At 38.4% G+C, this 22,273-nt stretch carries 17 protein-coding genes, 1 tRNA gene and 1 other RNA gene; 5 read left to right on the top strand and 14 right to left on the bottom strand.

Annotated elements, in window-relative coordinates:
* Window positions 1-415: 415 nt before the first annotated feature.
* The 5 genes from recR to C7N65_RS10965 all read right to left on the bottom strand — a co-directional run bounded on the left by recR (window position 416) and on the right by C7N65_RS10965 (window position 5,579).
* Window positions 416-1,012 carry a recombination mediator RecR gene (gene recR / locus C7N65_RS10985; RefSeq protein WP_105994516.1) on the bottom strand — a complete coding sequence of 199 codons (597 nt, stop codon included), beginning with the start codon at window positions 1,010-1,012 and terminating at the stop codon, window positions 416-418.
* A gap of 6 nt (window positions 1,013-1,018) precedes the next feature.
* The gene (locus C7N65_RS10980) at window positions 1,019-1,336 is read right to left on the bottom strand and encodes a YbaB/EbfC family nucleoid-associated protein (RefSeq protein WP_002480398.1); all 318 of its coding nucleotides are present in this window, start codon (window positions 1,334-1,336) and stop codon (window positions 1,019-1,021) included.
* Between the two features lie 215 nt (window positions 1,337-1,551).
* Window positions 1,552-3,282, bottom strand: a complete 1,731-nt coding sequence (gene dnaX / locus C7N65_RS10975; protein ID WP_105994515.1) for a DNA polymerase III subunit gamma/tau — start codon at window positions 3,280-3,282, stop codon at window positions 1,552-1,554.
* A gap of 68 nt (window positions 3,283-3,350) precedes the next feature.
* Window positions 3,351-3,878 (bottom strand): GNAT family N-acetyltransferase, encoded by a 528-nt coding sequence (locus C7N65_RS10970; RefSeq protein WP_105994514.1) that lies wholly within the window; start codon window positions 3,876-3,878, stop codon window positions 3,351-3,353.
* A gap of 519 nt (window positions 3,879-4,397) precedes the next feature.
* Window positions 4,398-5,579: an MFS transporter gene (locus tag C7N65_RS10965; protein ID WP_105994513.1), complete on the bottom strand. Its 1,182-nt coding sequence runs from the start codon at window positions 5,577-5,579 to the stop codon at window positions 4,398-4,400.
* Between the two features lie 130 nt (window positions 5,580-5,709).
* Here C7N65_RS10965 and C7N65_RS10960 point away from each other — a divergent pair, with 130 nt between their 5' ends.
* Window positions 5,710-6,618, top strand: a complete 909-nt coding sequence (locus C7N65_RS10960; protein ID WP_105994512.1) for a LysR family transcriptional regulator — start codon at window positions 5,710-5,712, stop codon at window positions 6,616-6,618.
* Window positions 6,619-6,714: 96 nt separating this feature from the next.
* On the opposite strand, the gene C7N65_RS10955 is transcribed toward C7N65_RS10960, so the two are convergent.
* From C7N65_RS10955 to gltB, 9 genes are all read right to left on the bottom strand, one after another.
* Window positions 6,715-7,056 carry a hypothetical protein gene (locus C7N65_RS10955; protein ID WP_105994511.1) on the bottom strand — a complete coding sequence of 114 codons (342 nt, stop codon included), beginning with the start codon at window positions 7,054-7,056 and terminating at the stop codon, window positions 6,715-6,717.
* Window positions 7,057-7,230: 174 nt separating this feature from the next.
* Window positions 7,231-7,498: signal recognition particle sRNA large type (gene ffs / locus C7N65_RS10950), an RNA gene on the bottom strand.
* Between the two features lie 120 nt (window positions 7,499-7,618).
* Window positions 7,619-8,341, bottom strand: coding sequence for a trehalose operon repressor (gene treR, locus C7N65_RS10945; protein ID WP_105994510.1), 723 nt, complete (start codon window positions 8,339-8,341; stop codon window positions 7,619-7,621).
* 17 nt (window positions 8,342-8,358) lie between these two features.
* Window positions 8,359-10,002 carry an alpha,alpha-phosphotrehalase gene (gene treC / locus C7N65_RS10940; protein ID WP_105994509.1) on the bottom strand — a complete coding sequence of 548 codons (1,644 nt, stop codon included), beginning with the start codon at window positions 10,000-10,002 and terminating at the stop codon, window positions 8,359-8,361.
* A gap of 112 nt (window positions 10,003-10,114) precedes the next feature.
* Window positions 10,115-11,542: a PTS system trehalose-specific EIIBC component gene (gene treP / locus C7N65_RS10935; protein WP_105994508.1), complete on the bottom strand. Its 1,428-nt coding sequence runs from the start codon at window positions 11,540-11,542 to the stop codon at window positions 10,115-10,117.
* Window positions 11,543-11,732: 190 nt separating this feature from the next.
* Window positions 11,733-12,125 (bottom strand): VOC family protein, encoded by a 393-nt coding sequence (locus tag C7N65_RS10930; protein ID WP_105994507.1) that lies wholly within the window; start codon window positions 12,123-12,125, stop codon window positions 11,733-11,735.
* Between the two features lie 199 nt (window positions 12,126-12,324).
* Window positions 12,325-12,417, bottom strand: a tRNA-Ser gene (locus C7N65_RS10925).
* A 139-nt stretch (window positions 12,418-12,556) separates the two neighbouring features.
* Window positions 12,557-14,029, bottom strand: a complete 1,473-nt coding sequence (locus C7N65_RS10920) for a glutamate synthase subunit beta (RefSeq protein ID WP_105994506.1) — start codon at window positions 14,027-14,029, stop codon at window positions 12,557-12,559.
* A gap of 23 nt (window positions 14,030-14,052) precedes the next feature.
* On the bottom strand, window positions 14,053-18,546 hold the full coding sequence (gltB, locus tag C7N65_RS10915) for a glutamate synthase large subunit (RefSeq protein ID WP_105994505.1): 4,494 nt from the start codon (window positions 18,544-18,546) through the stop codon (window positions 14,053-14,055).
* 149 nt (window positions 18,547-18,695) lie between these two features.
* Between gltB and gltC the strand changes: the two genes are divergently transcribed.
* The 4 genes from gltC (at window position 18,696) to C7N65_RS10895 (ending at window position 22,235) form a co-directional block, all read left to right on the top strand.
* Complete coding sequence (gltC, locus tag C7N65_RS10910; protein ID WP_105994504.1) at window positions 18,696-19,580, top strand: glutamate biosynthesis transcriptional regulator GltC; 885 nt, start codon at window positions 18,696-18,698, stop codon at window positions 19,578-19,580.
* Between the two features lie 130 nt (window positions 19,581-19,710).
* Window positions 19,711-20,112, top strand: coding sequence for a hypothetical protein (locus C7N65_RS10905; RefSeq protein WP_105994503.1), 402 nt, complete (start codon window positions 19,711-19,713; stop codon window positions 20,110-20,112).
* A 240-nt stretch (window positions 20,113-20,352) separates the two neighbouring features.
* On the top strand, window positions 20,353-21,465 hold the full coding sequence (locus C7N65_RS10900) for a YibE/F family protein (protein ID WP_105994502.1): 1,113 nt from the start codon (window positions 20,353-20,355) through the stop codon (window positions 21,463-21,465).
* Window positions 21,462-22,235 carry a YibE/F family protein gene (locus C7N65_RS10895; RefSeq protein WP_105994501.1) on the top strand — a complete coding sequence of 258 codons (774 nt, stop codon included), beginning with the start codon at window positions 21,462-21,464 and terminating at the stop codon, window positions 22,233-22,235. Before C7N65_RS10900 ends, C7N65_RS10895 begins: the two co-directional genes overlap by 4 nt.
* The last annotated feature ends 38 nt before the right edge of the window (window positions 22,236-22,273 follow it).

Here is a 22,273-nt window from a genome sequence, read left to right as displayed (position 1 = left end):
CGTTTTCTGTAAGTCGTTTTTTGCGACTCACAAAGAATAATTATACGCTCTTTCAAAACTAAAGTCAACACTTTTTTAAAAGTTTTTTGAAGTTAATTTTGTAAATCTTTGTTGAAGAATTTGTTTTGTTCGCTCAACAGATATTAACTATACTATCATTCTAGATGAATTGCAACCCCCAAAAACTGAAATTCACGCCTCAAAACCCTTGTCCTTATGCCTTTTTCCGTACTTTTATAACTAGCCTTTTATTAACGTTCGTGTTTTAGAAAGCATTCTCTTTTCAATCACTTCACAATTCCTTAACAATTGTCTCAAACACAAACTTTATTTTTTTCTAAAAAAGTTTAAAAAAAGTGCAGTAGGGCATAATACTAGGTTAAAGCACTAGTATTATTACTCCTCTGCACTTATTTTACATTTCTGTTCTTCCTGCAATCGCACGCGATAAAGTCACCTCATCGGCATATTCTAGATCTCCGCCCACTGATAAACCTTGTGCTAATCTTGTAACCTTAATACCAATCGGCTTCACAAGTCGTGAAATATACATAGCTGTTGATTCACCTTCGAGGTTAGGATTCATTGCAAGAATCAATTCTTTAACTTCGTCATCTTTTAATCGTTCTATTAATGAAGGAATATTAATATCTTCAGGTCCTATACCATCCATTGGAGAAATCGCACCATGCAATACATGATAAAGACCTTTGTATTCTTTCATTTTTTCCATTGCGATAACATCCTTATCATCTTCAACCACACAAATAACAGAACGGTCTCTCTGTTTGTCTTGGCAGATATAACAAGGATCTTCCTCAGTAATATGACCGCAAACACTGCAATAAGTCAGTTCGCGTTTCACATCAACTAATGACTTCGCAAATTGAACGACATCGTCTTCTTTCATATCTAATACATGAAATGCCAGACGTTGCGCCGTCTTGGGCCCAATGCCTGGCAATTTCATGAAACTATCAATCAGTTTAGAAATCGGTTCTGGATAATGCATGTTTTATCACATTCCAGGAATGTTCAAGCCTTTAGTGTGTTTGCCTAAACGTTCTGATGTGAGTTCATCTGCTTTGTTCATCGCTTCGTTTGTTGCTGCTAACACTAAATCTTGAAGCATTTCAACATCATCTGGGTCGACCGCTTCTTCATTAATCTCTACATCTACGACTTCTTTATGACCAGTTACTGTAACTGTAACCATACCGCCGCCTGCAGTACCTTTTACTCGTTCATCTTTTAATTTTTCTTGCTCTTCAGCCATTTTCTTTTGCATTTTCTGCATTTGTTTCATCATTTGTTGCATATTTCCGCCACCGCGCATAATACATTTCCTCCTTAGATTCTTGTTTGTTATTCAACATATGGTAAAGATATCAAGAGCATCACATCATCCAACTTGCTGCGTTGTGATTTTCTGCATTTATATAGTAGAAACACATGACATACTCTTATATCTCTTCTATTGATATGCAAATTATAACACAAAGCCGTCACGTCTTTCGACAATGATGGTGCCTTAGTATAAGGCATCTCTCTTTATTCTTCATCCATGACATGTACAGTATCTTCACCAAACATATCCTTAGCTTTTTGCACAATATCATTATTTTTCGGTGCAGCTTGTTCTGCCTCAGCATTGCCGCCATTCGATGTGTTGCCGCGCTTTCGGTTTTTAATATATTCAGAACGTACTTGCAGCCATTGATCTGCAGGCACTCCTACGACTTTAACATCTTTATTGATAATACTGCGTACGACTTCTTCTAAATTTTTACGTTTTTCATCGTCTTCATTAACAATCTCGCAGTGTATCTCTGCTTCAAATTGTACAAGCACACTCTTTTCGCTTGCCGCAACAGGAATTGAATTTTGCAATAAACTGACCAATGCTTTTTGATTGTTATTTTTCGCATGATCAATTACTTCTTGCCAATGCTCTTTCAACAATTGAATATCTTCTTTATTCGCATTATCTAAGACTTTTGCAATTTGAGTCATGGAGAAGCTGTTCTTGCTCTTGCGGCGTCCTCTTGAAGAAGATTGTTGTTTAGGCGGCGTATTGACTTGTGTACCGCCATGCTGTTTCAACGCATGCAGTTCTTGTTCTAAGTGTTCTAACCGCTGAAGCAATGCACTGTTTACATCATTCGTTGCTGAGGCTGCAGGTTGTGCAGCTGCGGGTGCTTCTGATGCAGCTGGTGCTTCTCCGCCGGATTTAATGAGTTCTGCCATTTTAACCAGCAGGACTTCAAAGTGTACATTTTGATTCACACTAAAGCGTACAGAGACTAATGTGTCATTGATGAGGTCTATCATTTTATACAGTGTATCTAAATCAAAACGCATCAATGCATCATATTCTGCATCTTGTTGTGCTGTTTTATTCATAATCGTATCACGTACAAAGTAAATCAAATCGTTGATTAAACGATTCACTTCTTTGCCGTCTTTAATAAATTGATGGTAACGCACAAATGCATCTTTCACTTCGCCGTTTGCGACATCATTCATCAGTTCATTTAATGAAGCTTCATCTACGCTGCCTGTCACATTCAAAGCATCTTGCAACGTTAAATGTTCATCGCCGAATGCAATGGCTTGGTCCATAATGCTTAATGCGTCACGCATACCGCCTTCAGAAGCCTTCGCAATAAAGGTAATGGCCTCTTCGTCGAACGCTATATTTTGAGACTGTGCCACATAGCGCAAACGATCTGTAATCTGTTCTAAACCGATTGCTTTAAAATCAAAACGTTGAGCACGTGAAATAATAGTCGGCGGAATTTTATGCGGTTCAGTCGTCGCCAAGATAAAGATAGCATGTGCCGGCGGTTCTTCTAATGTTTTCAACAGTGCGTTAAATGCACCTGTCGTAAGCATATGCACCTCATCTATAATGTAGACCTTATACTTAGATTGTGATGGTGCGTATTTAACTTTATCACGAATGTTTCTGATTTCATCGACACCATTATTACTTGCGGCGTCAATTTCAATCACATCCGAGTTTGAACCTTGTGTGATACTCTTGCATATTTCACATTCATTGCAGGGTTCTCCGTCAACACTGTTAGGACAGTTGATCGCTTTCGCAAATACTTTCGCAATACTTGTCTTACCCGTACCTCTGGGTCCGCTGAAAATATACGCATGCGATTGCTTGCCTTTAGCGATTGCGTTGCGGAGTGTTTTCGTTACATGCTCTTGTCCGACCACATCTTCAAAGCTTTGCGGCCGATACATTCTATATAAAGCTTGATAATTCACTTTCGCACCTCCGGATACAAATCAACATTATTATAGCACGCGTAAAGGACAGAACGCGATGATAGAAACTACACTTCATTTTCAAAAATCAATTGTCCTTGCGGATTCGCATCTAATGTATCCCATAACAAGTAAACACTATACTGGTCGATAGCTTCCCCTTCAGGCACCTCTACACTAAAATCTGTTAATGGTACAAACCCAAGCGATCTGAAATAATCAGGCTCTCCTTCTACAATAATTTCATTATAGCCCGCTTCTTTCGCTCGGCTCTCTGCAGCTTCGACTAATGCTTTGCCGATTCCATATTCACGATAATCTTCTTTTACTGACAGCGACTTAATCATTAAAGGACGTTGAATATCCTCTTCATTTCGAATCAATTCTTGCATTAACAAAATATGGCCGACGATTTCATTATCATCTGTACGTGCAATCATCTCAAAATCATGATTATAGTTTGGCAATTGACGTAATTCACGCAAGTTATCTTCATAATATTCCCCTTCGAAGAGTCCCTCACTATCTTTCTTATCTTTCAAGTGTGCAATGACTGGATAATCGTTCTCTGTTACTGTACCTAGAAATATCTGCATACGTTCCCCTCCGTTTTTCGTCAAAGTGATAGGTTTATTATAACGTAATTCTTCACTTTGTCTTATTAATACCTCTCTGTAATGAATGCTCCCCTTTTCTCTACGACTTAAGTACAATTTATTGAAAGTGTATGTAAATTTTGTAAAATTATTGTAAATACTATGGTAAGATAATGAGTAATCCACGTGAAATGTTTTCACACTTCCAATAATAAAAGCTAAAGAGAGGATGTTTCAGATGATTAAAAACAAAGTATATCTATTAATCGGTATTATATTTATCGTCCTCTGTATTGTGAGTTTTTCAAAAGTACAAAATATCTGGATGATTATCCCCGGGTTTGTATGCGGGGCGTTATTCATATACTTCAGCTTACAACTGAATCAGAAGGTTAAATGAAGATAGGGTTGCGATGAACAATAATTTGAACATCGCAACCCTATTTGATTGTTTTAAATACAGCTGCACCATTAAAAAATACGATGTGTCTATCAATAAAGAGACACATCGTATTTTCATTAGTATTCCATTGTAATGTGCTTGCGTCCATGCAAGAAGTAATACAGTACAATAACAAAGACAAGCAATGCTGCCATGAGTAAATATAAATTACGATAGCCTACACCGCCGATTAATAAGCCCAGCAATGTCGGACCTGCGCCTGCCCCTAAATCTGCAAAAATGTAGAAGGTAGATGTTGCAAGTCCTATCTTCTTAGTTGGAGAAGCTTGAATTGCAATTGTTTGGAAGGATGGCAAGATTGTACCATAACCGATACCAATAAAGATTGCCAAGAACAGCAGCATCCAACTGCTATGCGTAATACTTAATAAAGCTAATCCGATTACGAATAACACAAGTACTGGATAGACCACTTTATTCGCCCCATAATTATCGAATATTTTACCTGTGATCGGACGGACAATAAACGTACTTGCCGCATAGACAACGAAGAAGAAGCTGGCTGCTGCGGCTAAACCAATATGACTGGCATATGAATCAATAAATGCGAGCACACTGGAGTAGGCAATACCTACAAAGACTACTACGATAGAAATCGGCATTGCTTCCTTCTGCAAGAATTGACTTAAGCCTTTGTCTGGTTCAATTTCTTCATTCTCTTCATCAACCTTAGGCTGTTCGATATTAGTAATGAAGAGTGCGAGTACACCTGCTAATACAATGCAGACTAAACAAACGATAAAGTTGCTTTCGAAACTGAAATTTTGGTTGATAATAATACCTAAGAAAGGCCCTACTGCAGAAGCAACTGTCGTACTTAGTGCATAATAACCAATGCCTTCACCCTTACGATCTTCAGGAACGATAGTTGAAGAATAAGTACCTGTTGTCGTAGACGACATACCAAAAGCAATACCATGAATTAATCGCACGATAATCAATACGAATAAACTATTAATCAGGAAGTACAAACCAATCGCAACGAATGAAAAGACAAGACCTATAAACAATGTCTTTTTCAAATTAAGGTTATCGATGTATTTCCCGGTAAATAACCGACCGAATAACATCCCGATAATAAAGATACCTGCGGCTAATCCGCCCATACCTTCACCTGCGTGGAAGGTATCTATCGTAAACGCTGTAACTGTCACGATTAATGCATAATGAATGATATACATTAAAAAGTTGATGATTGTAATGAACATAAAATCTTTTGTCCATAAATTGCGATACATTTTATGCGCACTCCCTCTATGATTTGTTACTAAAATTTCAATAATGCTATTATAAACATAAAGATTACTAATGTATAATGGATAATGTTAATGAATACATAAGTATTACTAATCTATAAGGAGCATTACCATGAATTTCGCACAATTGCACCATGTGAAAGCTATTGCAGAAACAGGCTCTATAACTAAAGCAGCAACATTGCTTCACATTACACAGTCCGCTTTAAGCCAGTCAATATCCAACCTAGAAACTTCACTCGGAATCAAACTCTTCCAAAGACAAAAGAGCGGTACGACACTGACACCGCTTGGGCAAAACATCTATCCCCTCATATTAGATATGTTGGAACAAGAGGAAAATTTATATGAAAAAATCGATACACTCAATTCGAATATGGATGGTTCGCTTTCAATTGCGACCGTACCTAGTCTATTTATGACAATTGTCCCAAGTGTACTAGCCGCTTTCAAAAGAGACAATCCTAATATTGATGTACAGATTACAGAAGCTGAAAATCATGAAGTCCGCCAATCTGTTGTAAATGGTGAAGTAGACATCGGTTTATATACCGTGCTTCAAGAAGGCGACTTAGAGGTTACAGGGGCACATTACGATCCTTTATTCTCAAGCGGCTTTACTGCCATTGTGCCTAAAGACTCTAAACTTGCCTATCTCAGCAAATTGTCGCTCAGCGATATTAAAGGATTTCCCTTCATTCTATATGATCGCAATTTCTATAAACAGAACATCAAAAAGTTCGAAGAAAAGAACAACGCTATCAACTTACTGTTCTCTACTAATAATGTCGGTGTACTCTTCAACTCTGTCGCTGAAGGACTCGGCATGAGTATCTTATCCGATTTAATGGTAGAAAGTACTCCCTTCTATCAACGCAATATGATTACAACCGTTCCGATAGGTGCACCTTTTAACCAAATGATTGAATACGGTGTACTTTATATGGAAGATTCTGAGAAACAAAAACAAATCACTGAGTTCGCAAAGTACTTAGTAGATGCTGCGAAATCTAATAGCTAGAAACCAAAAGAAACAGGATAAATGCACACAATCATGTGTATTTTCAGCCTGTTTCTTTTTATATTGCTGTCTCATCTATCCAATAGTAGAAAGCAGCTATTCTTTTGTTAACTCTAATTTGTCTTTCGTATCGCCACTAGGATCTTCAATGATTAATTTATCCCCTTTGACTTTGTACTTCAATTTCATCGTTCTATTTTGAATATCAAAATTCATAGTTCCATTGTCTTTATCAACAGTTCCATTAAATTCTCCGTCATTTTCTCCTACACCAAAGAACCCTTCAGATTGCATCGCTTTAATAATCATTGTCGCATTGCCTGATTCACTGTTTGCTGTAACTCTAATGTCACTATTACTATATGTGCCATCTACCTTATTCCCGCATGCTGCCAACAAAATAATAAGTCCTAAACAAAACGCCATTAGTTTTTTCATACTTTTCCTCCTCGTATAATAAATCTTTCAAAATATATTATAGATTTCAGAGAAGACAGCATGGGTCCAGTTATTTATTATTTTCAAACACAAAAAAATGCTTTCTTATTTTAACGATTGATTCGTCTCATAAAATAAGAAAGCATTTTTATCATCTATTTAGAAATAAAAATACCGCGCAACTTTGCTTCGAATGTGTATCATGAACGTTACCAAAGTCGACAGCTAAATTTCGGCTACCCTACGGCACATATGAGGATCCACTTAATGCTGCTTCCGTCAGGACCTGACATGATTCATGGGTTCATATTGCATAGGACCGAAATCTTCAAACACCTCGTGCTTTGGGCAGACTTCACAAGTACACACCCTAGGCAAAGTATTCAGTCTCGCATAAGCGGATTTCGAGAATAGGGAACCGCTACCTCCCCACCTAGCACGGCAAGTTTTATCATACTATATTTTAAGGTCGTAATGCAAGCATTAATAATTTGTAAAAACCGGGTTAATTTAAACAGAAATTAGAGTCAAATTATCTTTCTTCGCACCCTCTGTCCCTGCTTTATCTTCTTGAGAAATCCACAAATCTAAACTCTGTCGCAATGTGTTTTGCGATATTGTATTGAAATTTTGTGGTATCTTTCAAATGTACAACACCTCTTACAGTAGCTGTGTAAGGCGGATTAACATCTCCAAATGCTTCGTATTCCGAGTCTTCAAATGCTTCAAAAGTTATAGCTTTGCTAGAGTAGCTGATTTCAAGCCCAAGTTGGCGTTCAATATAATCGTATAGCGAATCGAGTGCAATGCTTTCAGTTAGACCCGGTACAATGGCAGCTGACAGATAGTCTTCATCAATAATTTTGACACGTCCATCCATTTTACGATAGCGCACAAGATGCCATAGTGTTTCATGACCTTTTAAATCCAATGCTCGCTGCACATCAGGTACTTCATGCGCTTTTAAAATTTCCAGCAGCTTCACTTCTGTTTCAAGTACTATCCCTAAATTCTCTTGTACTTCTTTGAAGCTGGTTAATTTAGAAAACGGAAACTCTTTGACGCCTTGATAAATCACAATAGAACCTTTGCCGCGTATCTTCTGAATCATACCTTCGCTTACAAGTAAATTTAATGCACGTCGTACCGTTTCACGTGAAGCATGGTACCTCTCCACTAATTCATGTTCAGAAGGTAATTGATCGCTGTAACTTAATTGCATATTTACGATTTGTGCTTTTAATTCATCATAAATCTTTGTGAATTTCTTAGGTTTCGTAATCATAACTCTCACTCTATTCTTTAATCGTTATTCGCAATCACAATAGCACCATAGCCTTCAATCTCGCCATTTGTGATTGAACCGCGTTCTATAATCACTTTACCTTCAGTATACAGGTCTTTAGGCAATGTGACTGCATCTTTACTAAAGTTCGCAATCACTAACCAAGTTTCACCTTGATACGAACGTTGATAAATCATCAAGTTCGGATCTTCCATATACATAGGTGTAATCGCTCCATAAGTAATAATATCATGTTCATGACGCAAGCGAATTAATTCGCGATAAGTTTGTAAAATAGAATGTTCACTTTCTATATCATCTTCAACATTAATATAGCGATAATTCTCTGGAATATCTATCCATGGTGTACCACTTGTAAATCCAGCATTTTCACCTGCTGTCCACTGCATCGGCGTACGTGAATTATCACGAGATTTCTGTGCTAAAATCTGCATGATTTTTGTTTCATCATATCCTTTGTTTTTTAAATTCTGATAGGCATTTAATGATTCTACATCACGGTATTGATCAATGTTTGTAAAGTGCGGATTCGTCATTCCGATTTCTTCACCTTGATAAATATAAGGTGTCCCTTGAAGCATGTGTAATGCTACTGCTAACATTTTCGCACTCTTTTGACGCAATTCTTCCGTTGAATCATCTCCGAAACGGGAAACAACACGCGGTTGGTCATGGTTGCACCAGAAAATCGCATTCCAGCCATTGCCTTCATAGATACCGAGCTGCCATTCCATTAAAATACGTTTCAATGCGATAAAATCGAAATCTGCTAATGTCCATTTTTCTCCATCTTCATAATCAACCTTTAAATGATGGAAGTTGAAAACACTGCTCAACTCTTCGCGCTTTGGATTTGTATACTTAATACAATTATCAATCGTTGTGGAAGACATTTCTCCGACCGTCATCAAGTCTTTGCCTCCGAATGTATTGCGGTTCATTTCATGAATAAATTCATGTACACGCGGGCCGTCTGTATAAAACTCTTTACCGATTTTATCTGAATCTTTAAATTCGCCTTTTGAAATCAAGTTGATGACGTCAAAACGGAACCCATCTACTCCAAAGTCTATCCAGTAATTGATCATGTCATAAAGGGCTTCTCGTACTTTAGGATTTTCCCAGTTTAAATCCGCTTGAGTAACGTCAAACAGATGCAAGTAGTATTCATCCGTTGCTTCATCATATTTCCATGCATTGCCTCCGAATTTTGATTCCCAGTTTGTCGGCGGCACGCCTTCTTTTGCGGACTTACGGAAGAAGTAATAATCTCTATAAGGATTGTCTTTTGAGGATATTGCTTCTTTGAACCATTCATGTTCTGTAGAAGTATGGTTAATCACAATATCCATCATTACTTTCAAATTGTGATCATGTGCTGTATCTAATAAGCGTTTTAAATCTTCTTTTGTGCCGAATGCTTCATTTACATTATAGTAATCACTGATATCATAACCATTATCATTCATTGGAGAACGATAAACCGGTGTGAGCCATAGATAATCGACACCTAAATATTCAAGGTAATCCATTTTTTCAATAATCCCGTTTAAATCTCCTGCACCATTACCTGTCGTGTCGTTAAATGACTTAGGATAAATTTGATAGACCACTGATTTTCTTATATCTTGTTTCTTCATAAAATGACCACCTTTACCTTTCTATTATTAAAAAAACAGAACACCCTCTGCACGATGTTCTGTTTTATACTTTTCATCACTTTCATGGTTAGCTTTCGTTCTATACTTAAATTTAGTCTACCATTTCTTTTGCTTTGGTTTTCGCAAACTTAGAGAAAACTACTGTTAAAATTGCTGGTACAAAAACTGCAATTACTGTACAGATACCATAAACAAGCCAGAAGTCTTTTTGAATCGAAATGATTGCGGGTACACCGCCGACACCAACGTTACCTAAGACTTTGCTGGCACCGATAAATGCACCTAATACACCTGAAGTAAGGATAGCTGCGACGAATGGATATTTCAACGGAATATTCACACCGAACATTGCCGGTTCAGTGACACCTAATAAGCCGGAAATACCTGAAGTCATCGCAAGTCCTTGTTCTTTTGCCATTTTACGACGTTTATAGACGTACCAAGCACCGAAGGCTGCTGAACCTTGGCAGATATTTGAAATCGCAAGAATCGGCCATAAGTAAGTACCTTTTAAGCTTGAACCCATTAATTGGAAGTCTACTGCTAAGAACATATGATGCAGACCTGTAATAACAAGCGGCGCATAGAATAAACCATAAATTGCGCCTCCTAACCAACCTGCATGTTCGAATAGGAATGTTACAACGTTAGTAATACCTGTACCGACCCACAATGCGATAGGTCCAATCACTAAGAATGCTAAGAAACCTGTCACAAGCAATGCGATAGGTCCTACGACCAGCATCTTAATCGAATCATGTACGACTTTGTTTAAAGCTTTTTCAATTTGTGCTAAAACGTAAGACGCTAATAATACCGGTAAAACTTGTCCTTGATAGTTCAACTGTTTAATATCTAAACCAAAAATATGCCATACTGGAATCTTTGACCCTTCATTCAATGAATATTGAGAGATTAACTGCGGATGCATTAACACAAGTCCTAATACTAAACCTAGTACTGGATTTCCTCCGAACACACGCATACTGCTCCAACCAATTAATGCCGGCAAGAAGATAAATGCCGTTGTCGCAATGACATTGACAATATCTGCGAAGTCAGCCATTTGCGGGAATTGTTCCACTAATGGCTTAGAACCGAATAAATCTTTCATCGTTAAGACATTATAAATCCCCATTAATAGACCCGCTGTCACGATGGCAGGTAAAATCGGAATAAAGATATCTCCTAATAATTTCACAAGACGCTGGATTGGATTGCCTTTTTGCGCCGCTGCAGCTTTTACATCATCTTTAGAAGCTTCATCTTTTCCGATATCATCCATAAAACGTTTGTATACTTCATCTACAGTACCTGGTCCAATTACAATTTGGTACTGATGATCCGCTTTGAATTGTCCTTTAACCAGCGGATTGTCATCTAATTCATCTTTATTAACCTTATTGTCGTCCTTTAATACTAAACGTAATCGTGTGACACAATGCGTTGCAGTATCTACGTTTTCTGCGCCGCCAATTGCTTTTACTATCGCTTTTACATCTTTATCTTTAACAGCCATCTTACTCACTCCCTCTTTTTTCTCGTTTGAATTTATTATACTTGTCTAGACAAGTTGTGTAAAGGCTTTCATTTAAATTAATACTTTCTTATACATATTCATACAGCATTCAAATACTTAAAGAGGATACTCAGACAAATAAAAAAACGACAACCTTATTAAAGATTATCGTTTCATAGCAATTACTATTTTACTGTTCATGACGTTCAACAATTTGAATCAAATTGCCGCAAGTATCATCAAATATCGCAAATTTCACATTACCATATTCCATCGGTGCCATTGTGAAACCTACTCCTTGTTCTTTAAGGTTTTGATATGTAGCTTGTACATCTTCTACGTCTAATAATGCGCAGGGAATACCTTCTTTTTTCAAGCCTTCTTGATAGTTTTTCGCAATTTCATGTTCATTCGGCTCTAACAATAGTTCAGAGCCGTTAGGTTCTTCTTTAGACACAACAGTCAACCAGCGATATTCACCAGCAGGTTCATCAGATTTCTTCTCAAATCCTAATACCTCTGTATAAAACTTTAATGCATGATCTTGATCATCCACAAAAATACTTGTCACTTTTATTTTCATTTCTGTTACCTCCTGATAGGAATAATTAGTTGTTCCTTTAATGATACTTAAATAAACCTGTTTGGCTCAGTTTGTGTTTGCTGTCAATATAATTCAACTTTCAGCTGAAATTTTCAAATAAAAACTAAAAAGGCAATCACTCAACATGACATTGAATGATTGCCTTTTTATATCTATTAGTCTTGGAATTTAATTCTAATGGCGGAGGAAGAGGGATTCGAACCCCCGCGAGCCGTTAAGCCCCTGTCGGTTTTCAAGACCGATCCCTTCAGCCGGACTTGGGTATTCCTCCAAATAAGCACAAGAACAATTGTATTCTATTTTTCTCTAATTGTCAATCAATTTTTACCTTATTTTAATATGAAAGCGTTGACAATTTAAAAAACTAAATAAAATAACACGTACCCCGCAAGATACGTGTTATTGAAATATTAATTTAATACCGTTTGTTTTTGCAGATATTTGTCTACTGCTTTTGCGACGCCGCGTCCTTCTTTAATTGCCCAAACAACTAAACTTTGTCCGCGTCGTGCATCGCCTGCCGCAAAAATATGAGGCTGGCTTGTCGCATAATCTTTATCATTAGCAACGATACTATTACGTTCTGTTTTCAAATTAAATGCATGCGGTACAGTATTTTCAGTACCGATAAACCCGATTGCAAGCAAGACTAAGTCCGCTGGCCAATGGTGTAATGTATCATCCATTTCTGTAGATCCGTCAGGAAGCTCACGCAATGTTTGTGTATAAACACCATGTACATTTCCTAGTTTATCTACATCATAACGCATAGAGTTCGCACCGTATGCACGCGGTTCAAAACCGAATTTTTCTTCGTACTCTGTATGTGCATAGTCCATTTTAAATACTGGCATAGACATCGGCCAATATGGATTACCTTCTATTTCGTAACGTTCAGGTAATTTAGTGAAGTTGTTGAATTGTACGATAGATTTACAGTTTTCGCGTAAAGCTGTCGCAACACAGTCCGCACCTGTATCACCTGCACCGATTACAATTACATTTTTACCTTCTGCACTGATTGTCGCATCTTCAGGTTTTAATTCACCTGTTAAGATTTGTGTTTGTTCAGTTAAATAATCCAGTGCGAAATGAATACCATGACCCATACGCCCTTCTAACGGTAAATCTCTCGCTTGATGCGAACCTGTACATACGATAATTGCATCGAATTGCTCATCTAATGTTTCCCGGGAAATATCTACACCGACTTCAGTGTTAGTAATGAATTTTACTCCCGCTTCTTTCATCAAATCAATTCTGCGGCGAACGACACCTTTATCAAGTTTCATGTTAGGAATACCATACATTAATAGTCCGCCTGGTTCATGCGCACGTTCATAAACTGTCACATCATACCCTTTAGCATTCAATTCATCAGCAGCTGTCAATCCTGCTGGTCCGCTGCCGACAATCGCAACTGATTGTCCTGTGCGTTGTTCTGGTACACGAGGTTGTACCCATCCGTTTTCGAATGCTTCGTCTATGATTGTTCTCTCAATCCCCTTGATTGCGATAGATTCACGATTGATTTTCATTACACATGCATTTTCACAAGGTGCCGGACAAACACGCCCTGTAAAATCAGGGAAGTTGTTTGTCTCAGACAATCTCTCATAAGCTTTTCTGAAATCACCGCGGTAAACCAAATCATTCCATTCAGGAATGTAGTTGCCGATCGGACACCCGATGGCTTCACGTCCTACAAGCTGACCTGTTTGGCAAAATGGTGTTCCGCAATCCATACATCGCGCACCTTGACGTTGTGCATCTTCTTTAGTGAAACGCTGCTGGAATTGAAGATGACTTTTTAAACGCTCTGCTAACGAAAGTTCCGGCAGTGCTTGTTTGTCGTATTTCATAAAACCTTTAAATTCACCCATATCTAAACACTCCTTCTGTTTCGTTAATATACTACTGAGAATGGTCCTTCTACTTCGGATGCTTTACGTTCATCATAAAATGCATTCAAAATTGCTTCGGATTGATTATGCGTTTTGCGTTCTTGCGCTTCGATTTTATGCATCATTAATTTAAAGTCTTTCGGAATAACTTTGACTACTTTTTGAGCAACATTATCAAAGTCCGCTAAGACTGCTTTTGCTTTTTTACTGTCTGTGTATCTTACATGTTCTTCTAACATGTCTTTGATTACTTCGAATTCTTCTGGTTCAGAAATCGTGTCAAAATCAAGTGTTGGAAGAGCGTAATAAGATTTAAAGTGTTCTACATCCTCTGGGAAGATATAAGCAACACCGCCGCTCATACCTTGACCAAAGTTGTCTCCAACATTGCCTAATACAATGACACGTCCGCCAGTCATGTACTCTAATCCGTGGTTGCCGATACCTTCAACGACTGCATGCACACCGCTGTTTCTGATACAGAAACGTTCACCGGCATAACCGTTGATAAATGCTTTACCAGCTGTCGCACCGTAGAAGCACACGTTACCAGCAATAATATTTTCTTCTCGTTCTTCGTTTGGCGCGTTGATGATGATCTTGCCGCCGGATAAACCTTTACCGACATAGTCGTTTGCATCACCTGTATGGTGAATAGTTAATCCTGAAGGTGTAAATGCACCAACGCTTTGGCCTGCATGGCCTGTAGTTTCAACATAGATTGTATCTTCGGGTAAACCTTCCGCTCCATGTGCACGCGTAATCAAACTGCCTGCAGTAACGCCGACATCACGCTGTTCGTTGCACAAATTGTATGTCCCTTTAAATTGAATGCCTGCTTCAATTGCTGCTTTAGCGTCAGGTATCAGTTCTGTCTGGTCGAAACCTTTTTCCAAGTGATGCAATTGTTCGATTTGTTTAAACTTAGGTCCTTCTTCTTGATGAAGCAACGGCGCAACATCTAGTGCACGTGCTTTATCATTTTCAATAGAAGCATTTGCTTCTAATAAATCTGTTCGGCCGATTAATTCTTCGACTGAATGCAAACCAAGTTCAGCTAAGACTTCACGTAATTCTTGCGCGATAAAGTGCATAAAGTTCACAACGTGATGTGCACGACCGTTAAAGAGTTTACGCAAATCTTCATTTTGTGTCGCCACGCCGACAGGACATGTATCTTTGTGACACACACGCATCATGACACAACCTAAAACTACAAGCGGTGCAGTGGCAAAGCCAAATTCTTCTGCACCTAATGCACATGCATAGGCAACATCGTGTCCAGTTAATAATTTACCGTCCGTTTCTAAACGAATACGTGAACGTAAATCATTCATCATTAATGTTTGATGCGTTTCTGCTAGACCGATTTCCCAAGGCAGTCCAGCATGTTGGATACTCGTTTTAGGCGAAGCACCTGTACCGCCGTCATAACCGCTGATAACGATTTTATCGGCAAAGGCTTTTGCGACACCTGCTGCGATTGTTCCGACACCGCTTTTAGATACTAATTTTACTGCGATATTCGCTTCTGGATTAGCATTCTTCAAGTCATGTATCAATTGTGCTAAATCTTCAATTGAATAGATGTCGTGGTGAGGCGGCGGCGAAATCAAGCCGATACCCGGTGTTGAACCACGCACCTCAGCAATCCATGGATAGACTTTTTTACCTGGCAACTGTCCGCCTTCCCCCGGTTTAGCGCCTTGCGCTACTTTAATTTGAATTTCAGTAGCGTGTTGCAAGTAATTGCTTGTAACTCCGAAGCGACCAGATGCGACTTGTTTAATCGTACTTGTGTAGTCTTCTCCTTTTGAACCTCTGATATAACGTTCAGGGTTTTCTCCGCCTTCACCGCTGTTGCTTTTACCGCCGATCAAGTTCATCGCTTCTGCTAAAGTTTTATGCGCTTCGGCAGAAATCGAACCGTAACTCATCGCACCTGTGTTAAAGCGATGTACGATGTCTTCGATAGGTTCAACAGCATCAATACTGATTGGTGTGCGTTTTTTGAATTGCATTAAATGACGGATACGATCTGTACGATGATCGTTCACTGTTTTCGAATATTCTTTAAACATGTCATAGTCGTTTTCACGACACGCATGTTGCAACAACCTAATGGTAGTTGGGTTGAAAGCATGATATTGACCTTGTTGACGCCATTGGAAAGTACTGCCTGATTCCAAGTGTGCTTCTTTGCGTCCTTGACGTTTCTTGTTTTCTTCATCGATCATTCCAATGCTTAAACCAGATAACTTAGATTGTGTACCTGTAAAGTATTTATCGATGACATCATGAGATAAACCAACTGCTTCAAAGATTTGTGCCCCTTGATAACTTTGAACTGTTGAGATACCCATCTTAGACATGACTTTGATAACACCTTCAGCTAATACATCTGTATAAGTTTTGACTTGTACTTCTGCTGGTCCCGGCAATTCGCCTTGTTCCACAAGTGCCGCAATCGTTTCTTGTGCTAAATAAGGTACCACAGCGTTAGCACCGTAACCTAATAGACATGCAACATGATGTACTTCGCGAATTTCTCCGCCTTTAGCAACCAAACTTGTTTCCTGTCTTAAATCTTCTGTGATTAATGCTTGGTGCAAGTAGCTGACTGCTAATAAAATCGGCATTGCATAGCTCGGTTCTGATTTTAAACTGCTGTCATCCAACACTAAAATATCATAACCTTGTTTAACTGCTTCTACCGCTTTTTCTCTTAACACTTCAAGTGCATCTTCTAAACTGCCGCTGTATACCGTAGATAAATGTTTGGCTCTGAATGGTCCGTTTTCTGCTACTTTTAATTGTGCTTCAGTCAATACTGGATGTTTAAGCTGCAGACGGTTCAAAGCATCTGTATCCGGCAATAACAAGTTGCCTTCTTTACCTAGATAAGATAATTCGCTGGTAACGATTTTTTCACGGTAAGCATCAATCGGCGGGTTTGTAACTTGTGCAAAGAGCTGCTTGAAGTAATTGAATAATGATTCTGGTCGTTCATTTAAAACTGCAAGCGGCGCATCATAACCCATCGCACCGATAGGATCTTTTTTACCTGAAACCAGCTCGGCCATGTATTTATAAATTTCTTCGCGTGTGTAACCGAATTGTTTTTGAAGACGTTCTATTGTTTTAACATCCCAGCCCTTTGTTTCGAATGGAACATTTAAATCTAAATTGACTTTATGTGATTTCAGCCATTTCTCATATGGTAATTCACTTGCAATTTCAGCTTTGAGCATATGGTTATGCACCACTTCATGCTTATCGAAATCTACAAGCAGCAATCGTCCTGGATTCAATCTGCCTTTGAAAGCTACATCTTCTTCATCTACATCGATAACACCGACTTCTGAAGAAAAGATAATGTAGTTGTCTTTCGTTACAGTATAACGACCTGGACGCAATCCGTTACGGTCTGTTAATGCTCCGATTTTATCGCCGTTGCAAAAGGCAATCATTGTCGGACCATCCCAAGGTTCCATCATATAGCTGTAGTATTCATAAAATGCACGTACAGCACTTTGGTTGGCCTTACTGTATTGCCATGGTTCCGGCACGAGCAGCATTGCAGCTTTTTCAGGCTCCATTGCTAATGATAAGAACTCAAGCGCATTATCTACAATTGCTGAGTCGCTTCCGTCCACATCTAATACTGCATGCACTTTCGGTCGATCGTTTTCATCGAAAATCGTTTCAACCAAACGTTTCTGACGTGCACGCATCCAGTTGACATTGCCTCGAATCGTATTGATTTCTCCGTTATGCATTAATAAACGGTTAGGATGCGCACGTTTCCAGCTTGGGAATGTATTGGTACTGAATCGAGAGTGGACCAATCCTAATTTCGATTCATAATCAGGGTGGTTCAAATCGTTGTATAACCCTTTAATTTGGTCAGAACGCAACCAACCTTTATAAACAATTGTCTTAGAAGATAAACTTGTGAAGTATAATTCCAACCCTTGTTCTTCTCCGTAAAACTCAATTTTCTTACGTGCTAGATACAGACGTTTTGCTGCATCAGCACTGTGGTTTAAATCAATAAATACTTGTTGTATCACCGGCATTGTTTCTGCAACATGCGGTGCAATTGCTGTGACATCGACAGGTACATCACGGTACCCGATTACACGAAGCCCCTCGCTGTCGAAATATGCCTTAAATACTGTTTCATGTCTTGAACCTTTAATTGGTTCATTAGTGAAAAAGAAACCGACAGCATAGCTGCCCTCTTCAGGCAAGTCTAAATCTGTCTGTTGTTTGAAAAACTTAAATGGAATTTCAGTCATAATCCCTGCTCCGTCACCAGTCATTCCATCTGCACCGATTCCCCCGCGGTGATCTAGACGGCGCAGCATTTCCAGCGACTTGATGACAATATCGTGAGAACGTAAATTGTCCATGTTTGCATAAAATCCTATGCCGCAAGCATCATGTTCGTTTCTTGCATCGTACAAACCTTGCTTTTGCTCATTTTCAGCCATGCTTGCTCCTCCTTTAAATATGCGTGTTGTATGAATTTTCAGATTATTATCGATAAGTTATATAATATAGGAGGGCATTCTTCTGTTCAATATAAATATTAGATGATATCATTCTAATAATTAGAACAATAAGCGTGGTGCAGAATAACATGGAATTAAAACAACTGAAATACTTCGTAGAAGTCGCCAAAAGAGAACATTTATCAGAAGCAGCTTTAGAATTGAACATCGCCCAATCCGCAATCAGCCGTCAAATCTCTCAACTAGAAGAAGAATTAAACACCAAACTTTTCAGAAGAGACGGACGCAACATTTACTTAACCGACGCAGGTCAGCGTTTTATGACACAAGCCACTAAAATTATAGAACAGGCAGAACAAACTTTAGAGATGTTTCGCCATGAACAAGAAGCAGAAGCCAAACGGATTAAAATCGGATATGTAGAAAGTTATGTGGCACAGCTTTTGACTTTGCTGATACAAAAGTTCGAAAAAGAACATGCCGCTACACTGCTTCCAATGATGCAAGAAAATGAGACATTGCTGAAATCTATTTTGAATCGTGATTTAGATGTTGCTTTTACAGATCTGACATCACAATTAAAAAAGCATAATGAAATTGAAATCATTCCATTATTTGAAGATAATTATCAACTTTATGTCCCTAAACAAGATCCATTGACCGCTACAGTCAATCCGCCATTAAACCAATTGAATGCTCAACCATTATTTTTAATGTCAGATTTGCCGCAACACCTGATACATCAACTTGAAGCTTCCGCAAGATGCACCACTTACCGCATCTCGACAGAACGTTTAGCACATTACTTGCTTAAGCATCATCGCGGTTATGTCATTTCACCGCAATATATGAGTTTGTCAGAAAGCGAGCATTGGGTACGGATCAACTTATCGCATACAGAACTTAAACGCACATTATGTGCAATTGTAAGAAAAGATAATCACAAACCAGAACTTACCGATTTAATGAATGAAATTACCACTTTGCTTTCTCATACGTCTGTTTATCATTAAACCGGCAAAACATTGTACAGATAATACACTTTACAAAACCTTCAACAAATAATTTCATAAAGGTACTATCAATAGCTATCCTATTAATATAGTATGTATTTAAATGCTAAAGATTGAGAGGATAAAATATATGCGATTCAAACTAAAAGAAGAAGAAATATTAGAAGCTCTGCGTCTACATTATCCAGAACAAACTTTTGATAAAGGCAGATTATTAGTTGGACAAAATAAACGCAACAACTTGCACGTTTTTTATTTAGGGGAACAAGATTACTTTGCAGTATTAACTGTAGAGTTCACTACTTTCAATTTCATTGAAACATCTCTTTTCCCGAAATCACAAATCAGCGAGATTCGCCTTAAAGACGCGCTGCTTTTCAGGAAAATGTACGTAACATTTGAACTTGACGGCTCTGTGGTTAAATACGGTACATCTAAAGCACTCATCAGTGATTTCCAACAAGCCAACTACAATAAATTCATTGATGGCGAAAAAGAAAAAGTGATTTATAAAGACGGCAAGTTTTTATAAATCCGGGTAGGTTTCTAAAGCAATCAAAACATCAACACTCCTGATTTAGTCATCACTACATTAGTGAAACTAAATCAGGAGTGTTTAATATAATTTATAAGTATGTAGTTTATTAGACAACTCATGTATCGTGAATTGTCTTTTTTCTATTATTGGCATTTTCATAGTTTAAGGATTATAATCACGTTGTTAATCTTCTCTTATAAATGAAGTGATAGAGGAATAGAAAGGGTGGCTTATATGTCATTCAAAGATAAACTGTCTCAGCCGTTTTCATGGATACTGATTGGTTTCTTGATCATATTCATAGCAAGTGTGCTGTTTACTCTAAGCAATGCACGCTTTTATCGTATGCCTATTGGTGAAATCACACAGATTACACACCAAAAGGCCGTACCCGTGACAGATGAACATCATAATGAAGATACAAAACATACTGAACACCTTAAGTTCAAAGTATTAAACGGAAAGTTCGAAGGACAGACAGGTACAATTGCACATAAATACTACACATCACAAGCGGACTCAGAAAAGTTTCATACACACGATAAAGTCCTGTTACATATCAATCAATCCCCTAAAGATGCGACTATTATTGAAAAGAAACGCGATACATTGGTAGTCGTTATCACAGGTTTATTTGTATTAGTTGTGCTCTGGGTTGGACGCAAAGTCGGTATTCAATCGATTCTTTCTCTTGTACTGAATACTGCGGCAGTCATCGGTGCCATCGCATTGCATAATACTTTTCAAGAGCTTAGTCTCTTTTGGTTAATGAGTCTTGCGGTGGTAATCTCAACCATCATCACCTTATTACTCGTAACCGGATGGCATTGGCGTACTACTATTACGATTTTCAGCACACTGCTAGGTACTTTCATCTGTGTCGGCATTGCGGAAATTGTCATACGCTCAACTGCAGGTGCCGGTATTAAATATGAAACAATGAGTTTCCTCACCTTACCGCCGAAAGAAGTCTTCATGGCTTCTGTCATTGTCGGAACTTTAGGTGCAGTGATGGATGTCGCCATTACCATTGCGAGCGGTATGTATGAAATCAAACAACGTACCCCTGATATCGATTTGAAACGCTGGGCGCTGGCCGGACGCCATATCGGACAAGACATCATGGGAACTATGACGAACATCTTATTGTTCTCTTATTTAGCAGGCAGCTTGCCGATGATGCTGATATATCTAAGAAATGCGAATACCATTACCTATACAATTTCAATGAACTGGTCATTAGAAATTGCACGTGCTTTAATCGGCGGTATCGGCATTGTCTTAACTATCCCAGCGACTATTTTATTAATGGAATTATGGGTGAAATTGAGAGGTGATCAAGCATGAATGCAGTCTTAATACTCGCGCTGATTCTCTTCATCTTGATGCTGATATTCGGCGGTAAAAAAGGCGCTGTATCTTACGGCATGCTGTTTTTAAACTTCGTCCTTGTCTTGCTTGCCTTAGTTGCGGTTGTCTTGAAATTACCGATACCTATTGTAGCAATCGTCTTTTGTATCATCGTCGCAAGCTTGAATTTATTCGGACTCAACGGCAATAACGTTAAAACACAAGCTGCGTTTTATGCAACTTGTATCACCACGCTTGTATTATTAGGTGCTATATATTGTGCTGTTGCATTAGGACACTTGCAAGGATTTGCGTCAGAACAACAAGATGAAACCTACGTTTATTCGATGAACATCGGTATTAATATGATTCAATTTATGGTCTTTACCACATTGCTTGCAGTCATAGCAGCCGTAGTCGATTTGGCGATTACCATCAGTTCGCCGATGTATGAACTTAATGTTACCAATCCTGATTTAAATCGATTCGAATTGTTCCAATCCGGCATGCGTATTGGACGTGAAATTTTAGCAACCTCTGCCAATACCATTTACCTTGCCTATTTCGGAGGACAGCTCACCCTGTTCTTTTGGTTCTTTAAATTAGATTATTCATTCGGACATATCATGAACTCTAAAATCTTTACTCAAGAGTTCGTCTCAATTTTATTCGGCGGCATTGCTGTTGCGATGAGTATTCCGATTACAGCTTGGATCACTGCTTGGCTGATTAAAAGACAACACCCAAAAAAGACAGTATCAAAATAAGTTTTAAAATCGTCACACCTTCACAGCAATGTTATAAT

Origin of the sequence: Staphylococcus simulans (genome assembly GCF_002994445.1) — a bacterium.
GTDB lineage: Bacteria > Bacillota > Bacilli > Staphylococcales > Staphylococcaceae > Staphylococcus > Staphylococcus simulans_B.
The sequence above is the reverse complement of the archived record's forward strand: the minus strand, read 5'-3'. Positions and strand labels throughout refer to the sequence as shown.